Consider the following 18,596-nt stretch of genomic DNA (forward strand, 5'->3'; position numbering starts at 1 on the left):
TTCAGCCCGAACCATCCACAGCGACTGTGGACAACTGCGCGTACGAAGCTGTGGACAAGTGGCGCCGGCCGCGGCGTGGCGCGGCCGCGGCCCGGTCTGGCGAGATTCTCGCCAGCGCCTCAGGCGTCGCCCGGCCAGACCGGCGCGGCTGCCGCGGCGCGCGGCTCCGGCTGTGCCGCCACCGCCTCCCAGACCCGCAATGCGTCCACCGTGGCGGCGACATCGTGGGCCCGTACGATCCGGGCGCCGCGCTGCACCGCGATCAGGTGCGCCGCGACCGAACCGTGGACGCGCGCGGCCGGCTCCGACCGGTCGGTCAGTTCGCCGATGGTGCGCTTGCGCGAGAGCCCGGCCAGCAGCGGCGCCCCGAGTTCGCAAAGCCGCCGCAGCTGCGCGAGCAGCAGCAGGTTGTGGCCGGCATGCTTGCCGAAGCCGAAACCGGGATCGACCACGATCCTCGCCCGCGCTATTCCGGCCATCTCCGCGGCGAGGATGCGCTCGGCGAGGAATCGATGCACGTCCGCCACGACATCGTCGTAGACGGGCGCATCCTGCATCGAGCCCGGCTCGCCGAGCATGTGCATCAGCACCACCGGCACACCCAGCGAGGCGGCGGCCTCCAGCGCGCCGGCGCGGCGCAGCGCGTACACGTCGTTGATCATTCCCGCGCCGGCCTCGACCGCCGCCCGCATCACCTCCGGCTTGGAGGTGTCGATGCTGATCGGCAGCGCCGTCTCCCCGGCCAGGCGCCGGATCACCGGGACCACGCGGCGCAGCTCCTCCTCCAGCGGCACCTCGGTCGCGCCGGGGCGGGTCGACTCGCCGCCGACATCGAGCAGGTCCGCGCCTTCCGCCGCCAGCCGCAGCCCGTGGGCGACCGCGGCCTCCGCGTCCGGGTAGGCGCCGCCGTCGGAGAACGAATCCGGGGTGACGTTGACGATCCCCATCACCCGGGGGCGGTCCAGCTTCAGCGCCCGGCCGCCGCAGTCGAGGCGGGGAGTGACGTCGAACATCAGACCTTCCCGCCGCCGCGGCGGCACATCGCCGGGCCGGGCGCGATCCCGATGCCGACCGCCGGATTGTCCATCGCCGTGCCGGGGGCGACACCGATCGCCACGCCGATGGCGACGCCGGCGCCCAGCGGCAGGGCATGCGGCTCGCCGTTTCGGGCTTCCGTCATCGTGACGTCCTCCACGCAAAAGGCCAGAGCGGACTCTGGCCTTGGATGTCCCGGCTTGCAACCCGGGACCGCGGACCGCGCGGGGCCGGTCAGGTCTGCTCCGCCGGACCGCCGATCGGCGGCAGCGGCCGGTTGCCGCCCTTGTCGCTGTCGTCCTTGCCGGAACGGTTCCAGCCGATCGGCGGCGGCGGCTCGCGGCCTTCCATGACGGCGTCGATCTGCGGCACGTCGATGGTCTCGTACTCGAGCAGCAACTTGGCCATCACGTGCAGTTTTTCGATGTTCTCGGTGAGGATCTTGGTGGTGCGGCCGTAGGCCTTGTCCAGGATCCCGCGCACCACCTCGTCGATCCGGCGCGCGGTGTCGTCGGAGACCGACTTGTGCTGGGTGACCGAACGCCCGAGGAACACCTCGTCCTCGTCCTCGCTGTAGGCGATCGGCCCCATCTCGTCCGACAGTCCCCACTTGGTGACCATGTTGCGCGCCATCTTGGTGGCGCGCTCGATGTCGTTGGAGGCGCCGGTGGTGACCTTGTCCTCGCCGAAGATCAGCTCCTCGGCGACGCGGCCGCCGTACAGCGAGCACAGCTGAGACTCGATCGCGGTGCGGTTGAAGCTGTACTTGTCGCCTTCCGGCAGGTACATGGTCACGCCCAGCGCCCTGCCCCGGGGAATGATCGTGACCTTGTAGACCGGATCGTGCTCGGGCACCAGCCGGCCGACGATGGCATGCCCGGCCTCGTGGTAGGCGGTGAGGGTCTTCTCGTCCTCGCTCATCGCCATCGAGCGGCGCTCGGCGCCCATCAGGATCTTGTCGCGGGCGCGGTCGAAGTGGTCCATGCGGACCTCCTTCGCGTTCTCGCGCGCGGCGAACAACGCCGCCTCGTTCACCAGGTTGGCCAGGTCCGCACCGGAGAAGCCCGGCGTGCCGCGCGCGACCACCAGCGGCTGCACGTCGTCGTCCAGCGGCACCTTGCGCATGTGCACCTTGAGGATCTGCTCGCGTCCCTTGACGTCGGGCAGCCCCACCACGACCTGGCGGTCGAAGCGGCCGGGCCGCAGCAGCGCCGGGTCGAGGACGTCGGGGCGGTTGGTCGCGGCGATCACGATGACGCCCTCGCCGCCCTCGAAGCCGTCCATCTCCACCAGCAGCTGGTTCAGGGTCTGCTCGCGCTCGTCGTGGCCGCCGCCGAGGCCGGCGCCGCGGTGGCGGCCGACCGCGTCGATCTCGTCGATGAAGATGATGCACGGCGCGTGTTTCTTGGCCTGCTCGAACATGTCGCGCACGCGGCTGGCGCCGACGCCGACGAACATCTCCACGAAATCGGAGCCGGAGATCGAGAAGAACGGCACCTTGGCCTCGCCGGCGATCGCCTTGGCCAGCAGGGTCTTGCCGGTGCCGGGGGGGCCGACCATCAGCACGCCGCGCGGGATCTTGCCGCCCAGCTTCTGGAACCTGGAAGGGTCGCGCAGGAACTCGACCAGCTCCTCCACCTCTTCCTTGGCCTCGTCGCAGCCGGCGACGTCGGCGAAGGTGACCTTGACCTGGTCGTCGCTGAGCAACTTGGCGCGGGAGCGGCCGAACGACATCGCCCCCTTGCCGCCGCCCTGCTGCATCTGCCGCATCATGAAGAAGAAGAAGCCGATGATCAGCAGGACCGGCAGGAAGTTGATCAGGATGTAGAGAAACGACGGGCCGGTGGACGGCGGCGCCTGATTGATCTCGACATCGTGGTTGATCAGGTCGTCGACCATGCGTTCGTCGCGGCGCGGCGCGATCACGGTCCCGGTGGCGCCGTCCTTGCGGTGGAAGGTGATGGTGCGCTCGTCCTCGGCGATGTCGACCTTCTGGATGCGGTCGGACCGCACCTCCTCCATGAACTGGGAGTACATCACCTCCTCGGTGCCGGCGGTGCGCGGGCTGAAGCTCTGGAACACCACCATCAGCACGACGGCGACGATCACCCACAGCATCAGATTCTTGACCAGATCGTTCATGGATTCCTTCTCGGGCGCTTCGGCGCCATGCTACTTCATCTGTGCCCGCTTGCCCTGCGCCAGCGCATAGACTTCCGGCGAACGCTGGCGCGACGCCGAGGGCTTGCGGATCGACACCCTGTCGTAGCGGCGGCGCAGTTCGCGGACGTAGTCGTCGAATCCGACGCCCTGGAACAGCTTGACCAGAAAGGCTCCGCCGGGGCGGAGTTGGCGGCCGGAAAAGTCCATCGCCAGTTCCGCCAGGTGCATCGCCCGCGGCTGATCCACCGCGTCCATGCCACTCTTGTTGGGGGCCATGTCCGACAACACAAGGTCGACCCGGTCCCCGCCCAGCAGCGTCTCAAGGGACGATAAGACAGCATCCTCCCTGAAGTCGCCATGAAGAAACTCCACCCCCGCCAGCGTCGGCATCTCGAGGATGTCCAGCGCGACCACCCGGCCCCGCTCTCCCATCGCCTGCCTTACCCATTGCGACCAGCCCCCGGGCGCCGCGCCCAGGTCCACCACCGTCATGCCCGGCTTGAGCAGGCCGTCGCGGGCCACCAGCTCCTCCAGCTTGTACGCGGCGCGCGAGCGCATGCCTTCGGCCTGGGCCCGTTTCACGTACGGGTCGGAGAAATGTTCCTTCAGCCAGCGCTGGCTGCTCTTGCTGCGCGGCGGCACGGTCAGCTCTGCCCGGAACCGGACCTGGAACCGGCCCCGCCGCCCACCTGCCGGGACTGGCGCGGGGAAGAGCGAGGGACCGGCGAATGGGCGCGAGGAGGCATCGGCAGGGGCGGCGGCCGCCGCTGGGGCGTCGGGGCGCCATGATACCCTGCAGATCCTTCCGCTCCCGTCGCACCGCATGAGTATCGCCCTGACCGCCGCCCAGTCCAGATTTCTCCGCGGTCAGGCCCACGGGCTCAAGGCGATCCTGCAGGTGGGCGGCAAGGGACTGACCGGTGCGGTGGTGACCGAGGTGGATGGCGCCCTGGAGCACCACGAGCTGATCAAGGTGAAGGTGGCGGCCGGCGACCGCGAGGCGCGCGACGCGATGGTGGCGGACCTCGCCGCCCGCTGCGGCGCGGCGCTGGTGCAGCGCATCGGCAACGTGGCGGTGCTCTACCGCCCCTCCAGGGACAAGCGCCAGATCGTGCTGCCCAGGCCCTAGTTTCACGGCCACGGCGCGCGCTGCCGGCCCGGGGCCGGCCCATGCACGGGCGGGCGTCCCGCCGCTACCATCCATCCACGCAAGGCCTCCGCCGGGTCGCCACCCTCGCCCTCCATGCAGCTCACCCTCGAAAAGCCCGATTTCGAATTCTTCCTCCGCGCCGCCGATGGCCGTTCGGCGCTGGTCAACGACCGCGCGCTGCGCGCGAGCTTCATCGTCGCCCCGGACGCGCTGATCGAGGCATGGCCGGTGCGCGACGCGGCGGCCATGGTCCCGGCCGACCTGGATCCGCTGCTGGCGCTGGCGCCGGAACTGGTATTGCTCGGCACCGGCGCAAACCAGGCCTTTCCGCCGCCCGCAGTGATGGCCGCATGCCTGTCCCGGGGCATCGGCCTTGAAAGCATGACCAACGCGGCCGCGGCGCGCACCTATCAGGTGCTGGCCGGCGAGGGCCGCAGGGTGGTCGCCGGATTCGTGCTGGCGCCCGCGCCCGGCGCGCCCCGGCGGGATCCTTCCTGATCCGGCGATCCCGGGCGAGCCGGGCTCAACGCCGCGGCAGGTGCGCCATGGGGTCGACCGGCTTGCCGTCGTGGCGGATCTCGAAGTGCAGCATGTCGCGGGCGGCGCCGCTGCGGCCCATCTCCGCGATCTGCTGGCCGGCGCGCACCCGTTCGCCCTCGTTGACCAGCCGTGCGCGGTTGTGGCCGTACGCCGACAGCCAGCGCTCGTCGTGCTTGACGATGATCAGTTCGCCGTACCCCACCAGCCCGGAGCCGGAATACACCACCACCCCGTCGCCCGCTGCGCGCACCGGCTGGCCGCCGTTGCCGGCGATGCCGATGCCCTGCCGGGTGGGATCGCCGGCGGCGAACCTGGCCACGATCTGGCCGTCGGCGGGCCAGCGCCAGGTCACCGTGCTCCGTGCCGCGGACGGCACTGCCGGCGTCGTGGCCGGAGGCGTCGAGCCGCCGGCCCTCGAAGGCGTCCGCGACGCGCCCGGACGCGTCGCCACCGGCGGCGTGGCGCGGCGCCCGGAACCCGGATACAGCCGCAGGCGCTGGCCTGGGTAGATCGTGTAGGGGGGAGAGATGCTGTTCCAGGTCGCCAGGTCGAGCGCACTGATGCCGTTGTTCACGGCGATGCGGTAGAGGGTGTCTCCGCGCTTCACCGTGGCGACCTGTCCGGGCCTGGGCGTGGAGGCCCGGGTCGATCCGCCGCCTTCGCGCACCACCCGGCTGGACCCGCAGGCGACGAGCCCGGCCGCGACGGCGGCGAGACAGGCCTGGGCGAGGAGTCGGAACACGATGCGGTTGCTGCTCATGCGGTCTCTGGGCTCCCGGTTCGATGGTCGCGTCGGCGCTTCAGCCCGCGAACCGCTGCAGCAGTTCGCGCACCGCCAGGCCACCGCCACCGATCAATGCGCTGAAATAGACCAGCGTGCAGAGGTTGGCGAGGTGCCCGAGCAGGACCGCGCCCCCGTCGCGCTGGATGAAGCCCACAGCGTAGAACAACAGGGCCAGCGCCGGGAGCGTGTTGCTGAACGGAACGAAGCCGAACGGCGCCATCAGCAGCAGCGCCGCGAGAATGAAAGCGAGGTCGTTGACGATGCCCTGCAGGCGCCCCTCGACCAGCCCGCGCAGGCGGTAGGGACGGCTGACCCGCTCCAGGCGGCGGACCCAGACCAGGCCCGCGAGCAGTCCGGGACGCAGGCGCGAGGCCGGCAACGCCTTCCCGGCCAGTCGCGCCGGCACCCAGAGCGGTCGCCCCGACAGCCGGCTCACGCCGATCAGCAGGATCGCGGCCCCGAACACCGTGCTCACGCCGGGGATCGACACCGGGATCAGGAACACCAGGGTCAGCAGGAGCGCCACCACCAGCAGGCCTTCGTCGCCTAGCTGCGCCAGCAGGTCGGACAGGGTCAGCGTCCCGTCCTCGGGCAGGCGCGCGACGATCGCGGCGAGCTGTTCGCCCAGCGATCCTTCGGCCTCCATTCCGCCGGCCCGGGATGGTGGTGCCGTGCCCACGTTCAGTCGATGGTTCCGGACAGCAACGGCACGAACACCACCGGCGCCAGCTCGGTGCGCTCGATGCCGCCGTCCTCGCCCTTGCGCAGCCGCATCAGCACCTGGCCGCCGCCGCCGCCGACCGGCGCGACCAGCACTCCGCCGGGAGCGAGCTGGTCGGTCAGCGCATCGACCAGCGCGGGCGCCGCGGCGGTCACGACGATGCCGTGGAACGGCCCGTTCTCCGCCCAGCCCACGCGACCGTCGTCGTGCTTGCTGCGCACCCGCAGCCCGAGCGTGCGAAAACGCTTGCGCGCGACCCGCAGCAGTTCGCCGATCCGCTCGACGGTGTGGACCTCGAGCCCCAGCGCGGCGAGGATCGCGGCCTGGTAACCCGAACCGGTGCCGATCTCGAGCACCTTCGGCGGCGCCTCGCCCGGCTGCCGCGAGGGCAGCCCCTCCAGCACGGTCTCGGTCATCTTCGCCACGACCCAGGGCTGGGAGATGGTCTGGCCGTGGCCTATGGGCAACGCGCTGTCCTCGTAGGCGCGGGTGGCCAGCGCCTCGTCGACGAACAGGTGGCGCGGCACCGTGCGGATCGCGTTGAGCACGCGTTCGTCGGCGATGCCGTGGCCGCGCAGCCGCTCGATCAGGCGGTCGCGGACCCGCTGCGAGGTCATGCCGACGCCGATGGCCTCGGGTTGCAGCCGCAGCCGCGGCGTCATGCCCGCGCCTCCTGCAGCTCCGCCGCCAGGCCGCCGACCCAGCTGGCGACCTGCTCGAGCGCCTGGTAGCGGGTGAGGTCGACTTGGATCGGGGTGATGGCGATGTGGCCGCGACGGATCGCGTTGAAGTCGGTGCCGGGGCCGGCGTCCTGCTCCGGACCGGCCGGGCCGATCCACCACCAGGTGCGCCCGCGCGGGTCCTCCAGCGGCACGCAGGGCTCGGCGCGATGGCGGTTGCCGAGCCGCACCACCTCGAACCCGGCGATCTCCTCCCATGGCAGATCGGGGACGTTGACGTTGAGGATGGTGTCGGCGGGCAGCGGGTCCGCCTTCAGCCGTTCCACGATCTCGACCGCCGCGCGCGCCGCGGTCTCGTAGTGCCGGCCGACGTGCGCGGCGGTGACCAGCGACATCGCCACGGCGGGCAGGCCGAGGAACCGACCCTCCATGGCCGCTGCCACGGTACCGGAATAGATGACATCGTCGCCGAGATTGGCGGTGTTGTTGATGCCCGAGACGACGATGTCCGGCTCGGCGTCGAGCATTCCGGTGATCGCCACGTGCACGCAGTCGGTCGGAGTGCCGTGCACGCGCCAGGTGCTGTCGTCGACCTGCACCACGCGCAGGGGCATGTCGAGGGTCAACGAGTTGCTGGCACCGGAACGGTCCCGGTCCGGGGCCACGACCAGCACCTCGTGCCCGGCCCTGCGCAGGCCCTCGGCGAGGATCCGGATGCCGGGCGCGTCCACGCCGTCGTCGTTGCTGACCAGTATGCGCATGGAAAAAGGGCGGCGAAACGGTGTCCATCATAGCCGAAGCGGCACCCGCGGTCCCGCCCCTTGCGGCGGCGCAGCGGTGCGATCGCCGTCATCGCGCGAAGTTCCGCTTGCACGACCGGGGCCCGCATCCGGCGGACCGGACACCGCACCCGTCTGGCCTACGCCGGCGCTTCGGCCATGGAGCGCGCCGGCGGTCTTGTATGCTCTCGCCATGACCGGGCGCAGGCCGCCACCAGCCGAGGACGAGGAGGATGGCGCCGCGCTGTTCCGCGAGGCGATCGGCACGGTGCGCAGACTGCCCGAAAAGCGGGAACCGGTACCCAGACCCAAGCCGGAGCCGGTGCCGCGCATGGCCGAACGCGACGAACGCGAAGCGCGCGGCGAGTTCCAGCGGCTGCTCGAGGAAGGACCGCTGGAGGCGGCCGACAGCTTGCGCTACCGTCGCGACGAGATCTCGCCGCGGGTGCTGCGCCGGCTCGCGCGCGGCCAGTACGCGACCCAGGACGAGCTGGACCTGCATCAGGCCGGCGCCGCCCAGGCCGAGGCATGGCTGCGCCGATTCATCGCCGAAGCGCGCGCCGCCGGACACGGCTGCGTGCGCATCGTGCACGGAAAAGGCCTGCACGCCGACGGCGCACCGGCGCTGAAGAATCTGGTCGACCGGCTGCTGCGCCAGCGCGCGGACGTGCTGGCCTTCCACTCCGCGCCGGCCGCACAGGGCGGCACCGGCGCGGTCCTGGTGCTGCTCAGGCCGCGCTAGAAGCGGCGCCCTGCGCGGCCGCGGCGGCGGCTATTGGACTTCGGGCTCGCCGGCGGCCGCCCGCCTGACCGGCGGATTGACCCAGCGCACGTCGATCCCGCGCATCCGCGCGACGCGCTCGACCGAGGCGATGTAGGCGACGTCGCGCTCGAAGGCCGGGGATCCCGGCTGCGCGGGTTCGGGCATGGTGCGGTAGCCGGCGCTGCCCTGGGTGCTGGTGCAGCCGGCCAGGACGAGGAGCGCCAGAGCGGCGAAGGTGCAACGAAGCAGTCTGTTCATGACAGTCCCTCCCGTGCGTTGCGGCGGCACCCGCAGCGCGCGGGTGCCTGATCCGGTTATACGCCCCGGCGAACGGCGCTCCAGTGCCCCGCTTCGCTTTCCGACGAACGGTCAGGCGTGGGGATCGGCCGCGTTCCGGAGCGTTCCCAGCTCCGCCAATACCGCGGTGGCGTAGGCGCCCGCGGGCAACTCGAACGCCAGCCGCAGCGCAGCCGCCTCCGGCCGCTCCCAGCGCATCGAGACGGGCCGCAACCGGGTGGCGCGGCGCTCCTGGCGCAGGCCGGCGCGCTCCAGGCCGTCCCGCAACGCCACCGCATCGGCGGCTGCCAGCGCCGCGCATTCGAGACACCGCGCCTGCTCGCGGCTGCGCAGCTCGCCGGCCCCCCACAGCGGCGCGCTGGGGTGGATATCGAAATCGCGCAGCCGCCCCTCCAGCAGCGCGCTCCACGGTTCCGGACCGAACACGCTGCGGCTGCCGTCCAGGATCCAGACTTCGCCCTCCAGGCCGCGGTTCCACGAGCCGTCGCGAACCCGCGCCGCCAGCACCCGGTTGAACAGCTCGGAGCGCGCCGCCGACAGCAGGTGGCTGCGCTGGTCGCGCCGCACCCGCCGCCCGGCGAACATCGCCATCGCGGCCGCGACGTTGCCGCCGCCGCGGCCGAATCGCTGCTCCCCGAAGTAGTTCGGAACCCCGGAGGCGGCGATCGTCGCCAGGCGCGCGTCGATCGCCGCAGGGTCACCCAGCACCCCGCGCAGGGTCAGCACGAAACGGTTGCCGGCCAGCGCGCCGCGCGGCAGCTTGCGCGCGTGCCGGGTCCGCTCCAGCACCCTGAGCGCCGGCCCTCCCCCGGCGTCGCGCGCGCCATGCTCCAGCGTTTCCACCGGCGGCGCATCGCGCCCGGGAAGATGCACGCTGAAGCGTTGGCGGGTGAGCGCATGGCGATCCTTGAGCCCCGCGTAGCCCACCGCGGACACCGGTACGCCCGCCCAGTCCGCGATCCGCGCGGCGGCGAAGGCGGTGTTCATGCCGCGCTTCTCGACCGTCAGCAGCAGGTGCTCGCCGCTGCCGCTGGCCTCGAATCCGGCAAGCTCCTCGACCTGGAAATCCTCCGGCGCGGCGCGGATCGTCGCCTCAAGGACGGCGTCGCCCGAGGCGGCGGGCAGGCCCCCGCTGGCCGGCGCGTCCATCGCTCCGCTCACGATCCGAACAGCAGGCACACCGCCTGCGCGGCGAGGCCCTCGCCGCGGCCGGTGAAGCCGAGCCGCTCGCTGGTGGTGGCCTTGACGCTGACCGCGTCGATGGCGACGCCGAGGTCGGCGGCCAGCCTTTCGCGCATCGCCGCGGCGTGCGGGCCGATCTTCGGCCGCTCGCAGATCACCGTGATGTCGGCATTGCCCAGGCACCAGCCGCGTGCCGCCGCCAGCGCGCCGCAGTGGCGCAGCAGCGCGCGGCTGTCGGCGCCCTTCCATTGCGGATCCGACGGCGGGAAGTGCACGCCGATGTCGCCGAGCGCCAGCGCGCCCAGTATCGCGTCGCAGAGCGCGTGGATCGCCACGTCGCCGTCGCTGTGCGCCAGCACGCCGCGCTCATGGGCGATACGAACCCCGCCGATGATGACGTGATCGCCTTCGCCGAAGGCGTGGACGTCGTACCCGTGGCCGATCCGGATGTTCATGTCTTCCCATGCGCGCGAGATGGCGGATTTCCCGTTCCCGACCGCCCGCCTTCGACCGCCGGGTGGCCGGTCTCTCCGCCCGCCCGCCTCCGCAGCAGGAACTCGAACAGCGCCAGGTCGGCGGCGGTGGTCACCTTGAGGTTGTCCTCGGCGCCCTCGACCAGCAGCGGGCGCAGCCCCTGGCGCTCCATCGCCATCGCCTCGTCGGTGACCTCCGCGCCGGCCGCGGCGGCCGCGGCCAGCGCGCGCTCGAGCTGCAGCCGGCGGAACAGCTGCGGGGTCAGCGCGCGCCACAGCCGCTCGCGCGGCTCGGTCCCGTCGATGCCGCCGTCGTCGCCGGCGCGCTTGAGCGTGTCGCGCACCGGCGCGGCCAGGATCGCGCCGACCGGGTCCTCGCGGCCGCGCTCGAGCAGCGCCGCCAGGTCCGCCGGCCGCAGGTTGGGGCGCGCCGCATCGTGCACCAGCACGAAGTCGTCGGCGCGCACCCCCGCCGGCAGCGCCGCCAGCCCGGCCAGCACCGATGCGGCACGCGTCGCGCCGCCGCTGCACGCGCGCACCGGCCTGCCTTCGAACGCGGTCCAGCCGGGCCAGTGCGGATCGTCCGGCGCGATCGCCACCACCACCCCCTCGAGACCGGGGTGGGCGAACAGCGCGCGCAGCGTATGCGCGAGCAGCGGCTCGCCCGCCACCGGCAGGTACTGTTTGGGCAGGGCGCCGCCGAAGCGCGCGCCGCGCCCGGCGGCCGGCACCACCGCCCAGAGTCCGCCCCGCAGCCGATCGCGGCTCATGGCGAGGACCGGGCGCCCTCGTCCGGCGCCTCCGGCAGCGGCGCGGCGGCGGGCGTTTCGACCACCCGGTAGAACACCTCGCCGGGCCGGATCATGCCCAGTTCGCTGCGCGCGCGTTCTTCCACCGCGGCCTCGCCGGTGGGCGACTTCAGATCGGCGACCTCGGCCGCCAGCGCGGCGTTGCGCGCGCGGAGCCCCTCGTTCTGGTGCGCCTGCTGGGCGACCTGGGCCTCCAGGCGGGAGACCTCCGCGGCCCCGCCCGTGCCGAACCACAGGCGGTACTGCAGCCAGCCCAGCAGCAGCACGAGCAGCACCAGCACGATCCGCAGCCCGCGCACGGCTGTCGCGCCCCGCTACCGGCCCAGCGACACGAACGCGGCGCGGCCTGCGTAGCGCGCGGCGGCGCCGAGCGACTCCTCGATCCGCAGCAGCTGGTTGTACTTGGCCACGCGGTCGCTGCGGCACAGCGACCCGGTCTTGATCTGGGTGGCGGTGGTGGCCACGGCGATGTCGGCGATGGTGGTGTCCTCGGTCTCGCCGGAACGGTGCGAGACCACCGCCGCGTAGTTCGCCGCGTCCGCCATCGCGATCGCTTCCAGGGTCTCGGTGAGGGTGCCGATCTGGTTGACCTTGATCAGGATCGCGTTGGCGGTGCCGGTCTCGATGCCCTGGCCGAAGATCTTCGGATTGGTCACGAACAGGTCGTCGCCGACCAGCTGCACCTTGTCGCCGATGCGCTCGGTCAGCAGTTTCCAGCCGTCCCAGTCGTCCTCGGCCATCCCGTCCTCGACGCTGACGATCGGATACTGCGCGCACCAGTCCGCCAGGAAGTCGACGAACTGCTCGCCGGTCAGGCGCCGGCCCTCGCCGACCAGGTGATACTTGCCGTTCTCGTGGAACTCGCTCGATGCCACGTCCAGGCCCAGCAGCACGTCCTCGCCGGCGCTGTAGCCGGCCTTGCCGATGGCCTCGAGAATGGTGTCCAGCGCTTCCACGTTGCTGCGGAAGTCGGGCGCGAAGCCGCCCTCGTCGCCGACCGCGGTCGACAGGCCGTGGCCCTTCAGCACCGCCTTGAGCGCGTGGAAGATCTCGGTACCGGCGCGCAGCGACTCGGAGAACGAATCGAACCCCACCGGCAGCACCATGAACTCCTGGAAGTCGACGTTGTTGTCGGCGTGCGCGCCGCCGTTGATGATGTTCATCATCGGCACCGGCAGCACCGGCGCACGGTCCCCGGCCAGCGACTTCCACAGCGGCAACTTGCGCGAGGCGGCCAGCGCGTGGGCATTGGCCAGCGACACCGCGAGCAGCGCGTTGGCACCCAGGCGTCCCTTGTTCTCGGTGCCGTCCAGATCGATCAGGCGCTTGTCGAGGCCGGCCTGGTCGGCGGCGTCGAAGCCGCTGAGCGTCTCGGCGATGGTGCCGTTGACGTTGCCGACCGCCTTCTGCACGCCCTTGCCGAGATAGCGGGTGCGGTCACCGTCGCGCAGTTCCACCGCCTCGCGCGCGCCGGTGGACGCGCCCGAGGGCACGGCGGCCCGTCCGAAAGATCCATCGGCGAGCGTGACTTCGGCTTCGAGCGTGGGGTTGCCGCGGGAGTCGAGGATTTCTCGTGCGTGGATCTTTGCGATCGTCGTCATGGGCTCTCTTCAAACGTCCGGTAGAGGCGCAGGCGCTGCAGTTGCTGCCGGGAGCCTGCTTGGGAGGGATCGTGCTGGGTCGATTGTGCGTTGATGAAGTACGGATAGCGACCGTCGCCCTTGCGCGCGAAGACGACGGCGACCTGTTCCCCGCTTCCAGCAGACAGCAGCCAGCCGGTGCAACTGTTGGGCGGGACGCCATGCCTGCCGGCGCGTTGCCGGTTTTCGGTCGCAACGGAGCCACGCGCCGGCAGCGTGCCACGAAAGGCTTCGATCAGCTCGTAATCCGCCACCAGCATGGCGAACTCGTGCCCATCATCGTACGGAACTTCGCGCGGCGCCTGTAACCGCGCAAGGAACACCGCGTCCGCGTTGTAATAGGAGGTGATTTCCTGCTGGAGCTTGCGATCGGGGATCCCCAACGAGCATGCGTTCGCGGCGCCAGCGGCCAGAATCGCCGCCAGCGCCACGCACCAAGCCAGCGCAGCCCGGCTCACGATGCAACCGACGCCTCGAGGAAACCGCTCTTCTTGGCGACGCGGTCGAGCTCGAGCAGCGTCTCCAGCAGCGCGCGCATCTTCGGCAGCGGCCAGGCGTTGGGGCCATCGCTGAGCGCCTTCTCCGGCTCCGGGTGGGTCTCCATGAAAAGCCCGGAGATGCCCACCGCGACCGCCGCGCGCGCCAGCACCGGCACGAACTCGCGCTGGCCGCCGCTGGAGCTGCCCTGGCCGCCCGGCAGCTGCACCGAGTGGGTGGCATCGAACACCACCGGGCAGCCGGTGTCGCGCATCACCGCGAGGCTGCGCATGTCGCTGACCAGGTTGTTGTAGCCGAAGCTGGCGCCGCGCTCGCACACCATGATCTCCCGGTTGCCGGTGGACCTGGCCTTTTCCACTACCGGCTTCATGTCCCAGGGCGAGAGAAACTGGCCCTTCTTGATGTTGACCGGCTTGCCGGCGCTGCAGACCTTGCGGATGAAGTCGGTCTGGCGGACCAGGAAGGCAGGCGTCTGCAGCACGTCGACCACGCTGGCCACTTCGTCCATCGGGGTGTATTCGTGTACGTCGGTCAGCACCGGCACGCCGAGCTGGCGCTTCACCTCGCCCAGCACCCGCAGCCCTTCCTCCATGCCGGGGCCGCGAAAGCTGGTGCCGGAGGTGCGGTTGGCCTTGTCGAAGCTGGACTTGAAGATGAAGGGGACGCCGAGCGCGGAGGTGATCTCCTTCAGCCGGCCGGCGACGTCGAGCTGGAGCTGTTCGGATTCGACCACGCAGGGGCCGGCGATCAGGAAGAACGGGCGGTCCAGGCCGACCTCGAAGCCGCAGAGGTTCACGCGCTGGCCTCCTTGAGCAGCTTGCCGCCGGCCCGCTTCTCGCGCGCGGCGCGGATGAAGCCCACGAACAGCGGATGGCCGGTACGCGGGGTGGAGAGGAATTCCGGATGCGCCTGGCAGGCGATGAACCATGGATGGTCCTGCAGCTCGATCATCTCCACCAGCAGGTCGTCCATCGACTTGGCGGCGATCACCAGCCCGGCTTCCTCGAGCTGGGTGCGGTAGCGGTTGTTGAATTCGTAGCGGTGGCGGTGGCGCTCGCTGATCACGTCCTTGCCGTACAGCTCGCGGGTGCGGGTACCGGGCTTCAGGCGCGCCTCCTGCAGGCCCAGGCGCATGGTGCCGCCGAGGTCGCTGTCCTCGCTGCGGCGCTCCACCTCGCCGGTGCGGGTGCGCCACTCGGTGATCAGGCCGATCACCGGGTGCGGGGTCTGGCGATCGTTCTCGGTGCTGTTCGCGCCCTCCAGCCCGGCGAGGTGGCGGGCCACGTCGACCACCGCCGCCTGCATGCCGTAGCAGATGCCGAAATACGGCAGGCGCCGCTCCCGTGCGTGCTTCGAGGCCAGCACCTTGCCCTCGAAACCGCGGTCGCCGAAGCCGCCGGGCACCAGCACGCCATCGACCCCGGCGAGCATCCGCTCGGCGCCGTGGCGCTCGATGTCCTGCGACTCGATCCACTTCAGCGCCACCCTGGTGCGCTGGCGGATGCCGCCGTGCTTGAGCGCCTCGCCGACCGATTTGTAGGCGTCCTTGTGATCGACGTACTTGCCGACCACGGCGATGGTGACGCCGTCGATCGGATGCTCGGTGGCGTCGACCACCGCCTGCCACTCGGACAGGTCGGCCGTTTCGGCGGCGCGCTCGCCGAGCCCCAGCCGCTCCACCACCAGCTGGTCGAGGTCCTGGTCGTGCAGCCACATGGGGATCTTGTGGATGTCGTCCAGGTCCACCGCGGAGATCACCGCCTTTTCTGGCACGTTGGTGAACGAGGCGATCTTGCGCCGCTCGCCGTCCGGCAGCGGCCGCTCGCTGCGGCAGACCAGCACGTCGGGCTGGATGCCGATCGAGCGCAGTTCCTTGACCGAATGCTGGGTGGGCTTGGTCTTGAGTTCGCCGGCCGCGGCGATCCAGGGCACCAGGGTCAGGTGCATGAACATGGCCTTCTCGGCGCCCCGGTCGGTGCGGATCTGGCGGATCGCCTCCAGGAAAGGCAGCGACTCTATGTCGCCGACGGTACCGCCGATCTCCACCAGCGCCACGTCGTAGCCCTGGGTGGCCGCATCGATGCTGCGCTTGATCTCGTCGGTGATGTGCGGGATCACCTGCACGGTGGCGCCGAGGTAGTCGCCGCGGCGCTCCTTGCGGATCACGCTCTCGTAGATCTTGCCGGTGGTGATCGAGTTGCGCCCCGACAGCCGCACGTTGACGAAGCGCTCGTAGTGGCCGAGGTCGAGGTCGGTCTCGGCGCCGTCGTCGGTGACGTAGACCTCGCCGTGCTGGAACGGGCTCATGGTGCCCGGGTCGACGTTGATGTAGGGATCGAGCTTCATCATCGTCACCCGCAGGCCCCTGGCCTCGAGGATCGCGGCGAGCGAGGCGGCGGCGATGCCCTTCCCGAGGGAAGAGACCACGCCGCCGGTGACGAAAACGAGCGGGGTGACGGAACGCGGGGAGGTCATGGGCGCAGCAGGTCGCTGGAAAGCCCCATTCTACGGCAAGTGCGGGTCCTCCGGTCCCGAGGGCGCGTGTCCCCGACGAAAAAACGCCCCGCCGGAGCGGGGCGTCGCATTGGCTACGACCCGGCCGGCGGGGGCCGGCCGGCGCATCGATCAGGCCGGATCCTCTTCCTCAGGCTCGGCGGCCTGCTCGGCGTCTTCCTCGGCCTGCTCGGACTGCCACTCGGCGGCGTCGGCTTCCTGCTCGGCGCTGGCGGCACTGGCCTCGGCGTTGGCGGCGTTCCGCTCGGCCTGCTGGGCGGCCTGCTCGGCCTCGCGCACGGCCTGCTCGTCGACCTCCTGGGCGAAGGCGGTCGGGGCGGCGAAGGCCGCGGCGATCATGGCGGTGAACAGGATATTGCGATGGGTCATCGTCGTGTCTCCAGAGAAAGCGTAAGTGAAGCCAAGGGGGGACGCCGCTCGACCACCGCGGCAACCGCACCGTAGCCAGCGCACCCCCGCTCGCGACTGAACAACGGGCGCTTAACGGAATTAACCGGTTACACGCACATTTGCAGGGAATTTCCACGCCGGAACCTCGGGTGAGCCACGGCTTACTCGCGGCTGCCTGACCTGATCCGGGGCGACGCACGGCGCCGGCGGGCCGCCCGGCCGCCCGACCTTGACCGCTCCTCCGCCCCGCCCCATTCTGGCCCGCTTCCCGCAGCAGCCGTGCCGAATGAACACCCGCTACAACGCCGTCGACATCGAAGTCCTCTCCGGGCTGGACCCGGTGAAGCGCCGCCCGGGCATGTACACCGACACCACCCGGCCCAACCACCTGGCGCAGGAGGTCATCGACAACGCGGTCGACGAGGCCCTGGCCGGGCACGCGCGCACCATCGAAGTGAGCCTGTTCAAGGACGGCAGTTGCGAGGTGTCCGACGACGGCCGTGGCATGCCGGTGGACCTGCACCCCGAAGAGAAGATTCCGGGCGTCGAGCTGATCCTCACCCGGCTGCACGCGGGCGGCAAGTTCAACAACCGCAACTACACCTTCTCCGGCGGCCTGCACGGCGTCGGCGTGAGCGTGGTCAATGCGCTCTCCACCCGCCTGCAGGTGCACATCAAGCGCGACGGCAGCGAGTACCGGATGGACTTCGCCCACGGCGACGCCGCCTCGAAGCTGGAGGCGGTAGCCAGCGTCGGCAAGCGCAACACCGGGACCCGGCTGCGGTTCTGGCCGGACCCGAAGTACTTCGACAGCCCGAAGTTCTCGCTGCGGGCGCTGCGCCACCTGCTGCGCGCCAAGGCGGTGCTGTGCCCGGGGCTCGCTGTCACCCTGTACGACGAGGCCAGCGGCGAGCGCGACCGCTGGCACTACGAAGACGGCCTGCGCGACTACCTGCAGGGCGAACTGGCAGGCCGCGAGCTGCTGCCGCCGGAGCTGTTCGTCGGTGCCCTGGCCAAGGACACCGAGACCGTCGACTGGGCGGTGGCCTGGGTGTCGGAGGGCGAGCTGGTCCAGGAGAGCTACGTCAACCTGATCCCGACGGCCCAGCACGGCACCCACGTCAACGGCCTGCGCAGCGGCTTCACCGACGCGCTGCGAGAGTTCTGCGACTTCCGCAGCCTGCTGCCGCGCGGGGTGAAGCTGGCGCCGGAGGACGTCTGGGACCGGGTCTCGTTCGTGCTCAGCCTGAAGATGACCGACCCGCAGTTCAGCGGCCAGACCAAGGAACGGCTGTCCTCGCGCCAGGCCGCCGGCTTCATCGAGGGCGCGGCGCACGACGCGTTCTCGCTGTGGCTCAACCAGCACGTCGAGCTCGGCGAGCGCATCGCCCAGCTGGCGATCGAACGCGCCAGCGCACGGCTGAAGACCGAGAAGCAGATCGTCCGCAAGAAGGTCACCCAGGGCCCGGCGCTGCCCGGCAAGCTCGCCGACTGCATCAGCCAGGACCTCTCGCGCACCGAGCTGTTCCTGGTCGAGGGCGATTCGGCCGGCGGCTCGGCGCGGCAGGCCCGCGACAAGGATTTCCAGGCGATCCTGCCGCTGCGCGGCAAGATCCTCAACACCTGGGAAGTCGCCTCCGGCGGCGTGCTCGCCTCGCAGGAGGTGCACGACCTGGCGGTGGCGATCGGCTGCGATCCCGGCAAGGACGACATCTCCGGGCTGCGCTACGGCAAGATCATCGTGCTGGCGGACGCGGACTCCGACGGCCTGCACATCGCCACCCTGCTGGCGGCGCTGTTCCTGCGCCACTTTCCGGCGCTGGTGGCGGCCGGCCACGTGTTCGTGGCGATGCCGCCACTGTTCCGCGTCGACGTCGGCAAGCAGGTGTTCTACGCCCTGGACGAGGAAGAGAAGCGGCTGCTGCTGGAGAAGATCCAGCGCGACAAGCTCAAGGGCACGGTCAACGTCACCCGCTTCAAGGGCCTGGGCGAGATGAACCCGTCGCAGCTGCGCGAATCGGCGATCCACCCCGACACGCGGCGGCTGGTGCAGTTGACCGTCGTCGACGGCGACCAGACCCACGCGCTGATGGACATGCTGCTGGCGCGCAAGCGGGCGCCGGACCGGCGGGAGTGGCTCGAAACCAAGGGCGACCTGGCGACCCTGGAGGTCTGAGT

The 18,596-nt window shown here is 71.0% G+C and carries 22 protein-coding genes; 4 read left to right on the plus strand and 18 right to left on the minus strand.

Going from position 1 to position 18,596, the window contains the following annotated elements; genetic code table 11:
- Window positions 1–119 precede the first annotated feature (119 nt).
- The 4 genes from folP to rlmE form a co-directional block, all read right to left on the minus strand.
- Complete coding sequence (gene folP, locus QFW77_RS15540; RefSeq protein WP_280575694.1) at window positions 120–1,013, minus strand: dihydropteroate synthase; 894 nt, start codon at window positions 1,011–1,013, stop codon at window positions 120–122.
- Window positions 1,013–1,180, minus strand: a complete 168-nt coding sequence (locus QFW77_RS15545; RefSeq protein ID WP_280575695.1) for a glycine zipper domain-containing protein — start codon at window positions 1,178–1,180, stop codon at window positions 1,013–1,015. Before QFW77_RS15545 ends, folP begins: the two co-directional genes overlap by 1 nt.
- Before the next feature lie 89 nt (window positions 1,181–1,269).
- On the minus strand, window positions 1,270–3,177 hold the full coding sequence (gene ftsH / locus QFW77_RS15550; protein ID WP_280575696.1) for an ATP-dependent zinc metalloprotease FtsH: 1,908 nt from the start codon (window positions 3,175–3,177) through the stop codon (window positions 1,270–1,272).
- Window positions 3,178–3,207: 30 nt separating this feature from the next.
- Window positions 3,208–3,840 (minus strand): 23S rRNA (uridine(2552)-2'-O)-methyltransferase RlmE, encoded by a 633-nt coding sequence (gene rlmE, locus QFW77_RS15555; protein WP_280575697.1) that lies wholly within the window; start codon window positions 3,838–3,840, stop codon window positions 3,208–3,210.
- Between the two features lie 181 nt (window positions 3,841–4,021).
- Between rlmE and yhbY the strand changes: the two genes are divergently transcribed.
- Together yhbY and QFW77_RS15565 are read left to right on the plus strand one after the other, a co-directional pair.
- Window positions 4,022–4,327 carry a ribosome assembly RNA-binding protein YhbY gene (gene yhbY / locus QFW77_RS15560; RefSeq protein ID WP_280575699.1) on the plus strand — a complete coding sequence of 102 codons (306 nt, stop codon included), beginning with the start codon at window positions 4,022–4,024 and terminating at the stop codon, window positions 4,325–4,327.
- A gap of 114 nt (window positions 4,328–4,441) precedes the next feature.
- Window positions 4,442–4,846, plus strand: coding sequence for an Mth938-like domain-containing protein (locus QFW77_RS15565; protein WP_280575700.1), 405 nt, complete (start codon window positions 4,442–4,444; stop codon window positions 4,844–4,846).
- A 25-nt stretch (window positions 4,847–4,871) separates the two neighbouring features.
- Here the strand turns inward: QFW77_RS15565 and QFW77_RS15570 are convergent, their stop codons facing one another.
- Genes QFW77_RS15570 through surE form a run of 4 tightly spaced genes read right to left on the minus strand, consistent with a single transcriptional unit; the run spans window position 4,872 to window position 7,834 of the window.
- Entirely contained in the window at window positions 4,872–5,648 is a 777-nt protein-coding gene (locus tag QFW77_RS15570) for a peptidoglycan DD-metalloendopeptidase family protein (protein ID WP_280575701.1), read from the minus strand.
- A gap of 40 nt (window positions 5,649–5,688) precedes the next feature.
- On the minus strand, window positions 5,689–6,318 hold the full coding sequence (locus QFW77_RS15575; protein ID WP_280575702.1) for an exopolysaccharide biosynthesis protein: 630 nt from the start codon (window positions 6,316–6,318) through the stop codon (window positions 5,689–5,691).
- 35 nt (window positions 6,319–6,353) lie between these two features.
- A complete protein-coding gene (locus tag QFW77_RS15580) occupies window positions 6,354–7,055 on the minus strand; it encodes a protein-L-isoaspartate(D-aspartate) O-methyltransferase (RefSeq protein WP_280575703.1) in 702 nt (233 codons plus the stop codon).
- Window positions 7,052–7,834, minus strand: coding sequence for a 5'/3'-nucleotidase SurE (surE, locus tag QFW77_RS15585; protein WP_280575705.1), 783 nt, complete (start codon window positions 7,832–7,834; stop codon window positions 7,052–7,054). Before surE ends, QFW77_RS15580 begins: the two co-directional genes overlap by 4 nt.
- 211 nt (window positions 7,835–8,045) lie before the next feature.
- Here surE and QFW77_RS15590 point away from each other — a divergent pair, with 211 nt between their 5' ends.
- Window positions 8,046–8,594, plus strand: coding sequence for a Smr/MutS family protein (locus QFW77_RS15590; RefSeq protein ID WP_280575706.1), 549 nt, complete (start codon window positions 8,046–8,048; stop codon window positions 8,592–8,594).
- Between the two features lie 30 nt (window positions 8,595–8,624).
- Here QFW77_RS15590 and QFW77_RS15595 read toward each other — a convergent pair whose 3' ends face one another.
- From QFW77_RS15595 to QFW77_RS15640, 10 genes are all read right to left on the minus strand, one after another.
- Window positions 8,625–8,873, minus strand: a complete 249-nt coding sequence (locus QFW77_RS15595; RefSeq protein WP_280575707.1) for a hypothetical protein — start codon at window positions 8,871–8,873, stop codon at window positions 8,625–8,627.
- Window positions 8,874–8,984: 111 nt separating this feature from the next.
- A complete protein-coding gene (gene truD / locus QFW77_RS15600; protein WP_280575796.1) occupies window positions 8,985–10,061 on the minus strand; it encodes a tRNA pseudouridine(13) synthase TruD in 1,077 nt (358 codons plus the stop codon).
- A gap of 8 nt (window positions 10,062–10,069) precedes the next feature.
- Window positions 10,070–10,549, minus strand: coding sequence for a 2-C-methyl-D-erythritol 2,4-cyclodiphosphate synthase (gene ispF / locus QFW77_RS15605; protein WP_280575708.1), 480 nt, complete (start codon window positions 10,547–10,549; stop codon window positions 10,070–10,072).
- Window positions 10,546–11,322: a 2-C-methyl-D-erythritol 4-phosphate cytidylyltransferase gene (gene ispD, locus QFW77_RS15610; protein ID WP_280575797.1), complete on the minus strand. Its 777-nt coding sequence runs from the start codon at window positions 11,320–11,322 to the stop codon at window positions 10,546–10,548. The genes ispF and ispD overlap by 4 nt, the downstream gene beginning before the upstream one ends.
- A gap of 11 nt (window positions 11,323–11,333) precedes the next feature.
- Window positions 11,334–11,675, minus strand: a complete 342-nt coding sequence (ftsB, locus tag QFW77_RS15615; RefSeq protein ID WP_280575709.1) for a cell division protein FtsB — start codon at window positions 11,673–11,675, stop codon at window positions 11,334–11,336.
- 15 nt (window positions 11,676–11,690) lie between these two features.
- The gene (gene eno, locus QFW77_RS15620; RefSeq protein WP_280575710.1) at window positions 11,691–12,977 is read right to left on the minus strand and encodes a phosphopyruvate hydratase; all 1,287 of its coding nucleotides are present in this window, start codon (window positions 12,975–12,977) and stop codon (window positions 11,691–11,693) included.
- Window positions 12,974–13,447: a hypothetical protein gene (locus QFW77_RS15625; RefSeq protein WP_280575711.1), complete on the minus strand. Its 474-nt coding sequence runs from the start codon at window positions 13,445–13,447 to the stop codon at window positions 12,974–12,976. Before QFW77_RS15625 ends, eno begins: the two co-directional genes overlap by 4 nt.
- 23 nt (window positions 13,448–13,470) lie before the next feature.
- Entirely contained in the window at window positions 13,471–14,310 is an 840-nt protein-coding gene (kdsA, locus tag QFW77_RS15630) for a 3-deoxy-8-phosphooctulonate synthase (RefSeq protein WP_280575712.1), read from the minus strand.
- Window positions 14,307–15,989 carry a CTP synthase gene (gene pyrG / locus QFW77_RS15635; protein ID WP_280575713.1) on the minus strand — a complete coding sequence of 561 codons (1,683 nt, stop codon included), beginning with the start codon at window positions 15,987–15,989 and terminating at the stop codon, window positions 14,307–14,309. The genes kdsA and pyrG overlap by 4 nt, the downstream gene beginning before the upstream one ends.
- Before the next feature lie 150 nt (window positions 15,990–16,139).
- Complete coding sequence (locus tag QFW77_RS15640) at window positions 16,140–16,397, minus strand: hypothetical protein (RefSeq protein WP_280575715.1); 258 nt, start codon at window positions 16,395–16,397, stop codon at window positions 16,140–16,142.
- 307 nt (window positions 16,398–16,704) lie between these two features.
- On the opposite strand from QFW77_RS15640, the gene parE reads away from it, so the two are divergent.
- On the plus strand, window positions 16,705–18,594 hold the full coding sequence (parE, locus tag QFW77_RS15645) for a DNA topoisomerase IV subunit B (protein ID WP_280575717.1): 1,890 nt from the start codon (window positions 16,705–16,707) through the stop codon (window positions 18,592–18,594).
- The last annotated feature ends 2 nt before the right edge of the window (window positions 18,595–18,596 follow it).

The organism is Luteimonas endophytica (assembly GCF_029887875.1).
GTDB lineage: Bacteria > Pseudomonadota > Gammaproteobacteria > Xanthomonadales > Xanthomonadaceae > Luteimonas > Luteimonas endophytica.

Bases quoted from the DNA above. Each gene is read 5' to 3' on its own strand.
- folP (WP_280575694.1), bottom strand. From the start codon at position 1,013: ATGTTCGACGTCACTCCCCGCCTCGACTGCGGCGGCCGGGCGCTGAAG.
- QFW77_RS15545 (WP_280575695.1), bottom strand. From the start codon at position 1,180: ATGACGGAAGCCCGAAACGGCGAGCCGCATGCCCTGCCGCTGGGCGCC.
- ftsH (WP_280575696.1), bottom strand. From the start codon at position 3,177: ATGAACGATCTGGTCAAGAATCTGATGCTGTGGGTGATCGTCGCCGTC.
- yhbY (WP_280575699.1), top strand. From the start codon at position 4,022: ATGAGTATCGCCCTGACCGCCGCCCAGTCCAGATTTCTCCGCGGTCAG.
- QFW77_RS15565 (WP_280575700.1), top strand. From the start codon at position 4,442: ATGCAGCTCACCCTCGAAAAGCCCGATTTCGAATTCTTCCTCCGCGCC.
- QFW77_RS15570 (WP_280575701.1), bottom strand. From the start codon at position 5,648: ATGAGCAGCAACCGCATCGTGTTCCGACTCCTCGCCCAGGCCTGTCTC.
- QFW77_RS15575 (WP_280575702.1), bottom strand. From the start codon at position 6,318: ATGGAGGCCGAAGGATCGCTGGGCGAACAGCTCGCCGCGATCGTCGCG.
- QFW77_RS15580 (WP_280575703.1), bottom strand. From the start codon at position 7,055: ATGACGCCGCGGCTGCGGCTGCAACCCGAGGCCATCGGCGTCGGCATG.
- surE (WP_280575705.1), bottom strand. From the start codon at position 7,834: ATGCGCATACTGGTCAGCAACGACGACGGCGTGGACGCGCCCGGCATC.
- QFW77_RS15590 (WP_280575706.1), top strand. From the start codon at position 8,046: ATGACCGGGCGCAGGCCGCCACCAGCCGAGGACGAGGAGGATGGCGCC.
- QFW77_RS15595 (WP_280575707.1), bottom strand. From the start codon at position 8,873: ATGAACAGACTGCTTCGTTGCACCTTCGCCGCTCTGGCGCTCCTCGTC.
- truD (WP_280575796.1), bottom strand. From the start codon at position 10,061: ATGGACGCGCCGGCCAGCGGGGGCCTGCCCGCCGCCTCGGGCGACGCC.
- ispF (WP_280575708.1), bottom strand. From the start codon at position 10,549: ATGAACATCCGGATCGGCCACGGGTACGACGTCCACGCCTTCGGCGAA.
- eno (WP_280575710.1), bottom strand. From the start codon at position 12,977: ATGACGACGATCGCAAAGATCCACGCACGAGAAATCCTCGACTCCCGC.
- pyrG (WP_280575713.1), bottom strand. From the start codon at position 15,989: ATGACCTCCCCGCGTTCCGTCACCCCGCTCGTTTTCGTCACCGGCGGC.
- QFW77_RS15640 (WP_280575715.1), bottom strand. From the start codon at position 16,397: ATGACCCATCGCAATATCCTGTTCACCGCCATGATCGCCGCGGCCTTC.
- parE (WP_280575717.1), top strand. From the start codon at position 16,705: ATGAACACCCGCTACAACGCCGTCGACATCGAAGTCCTCTCCGGGCTG.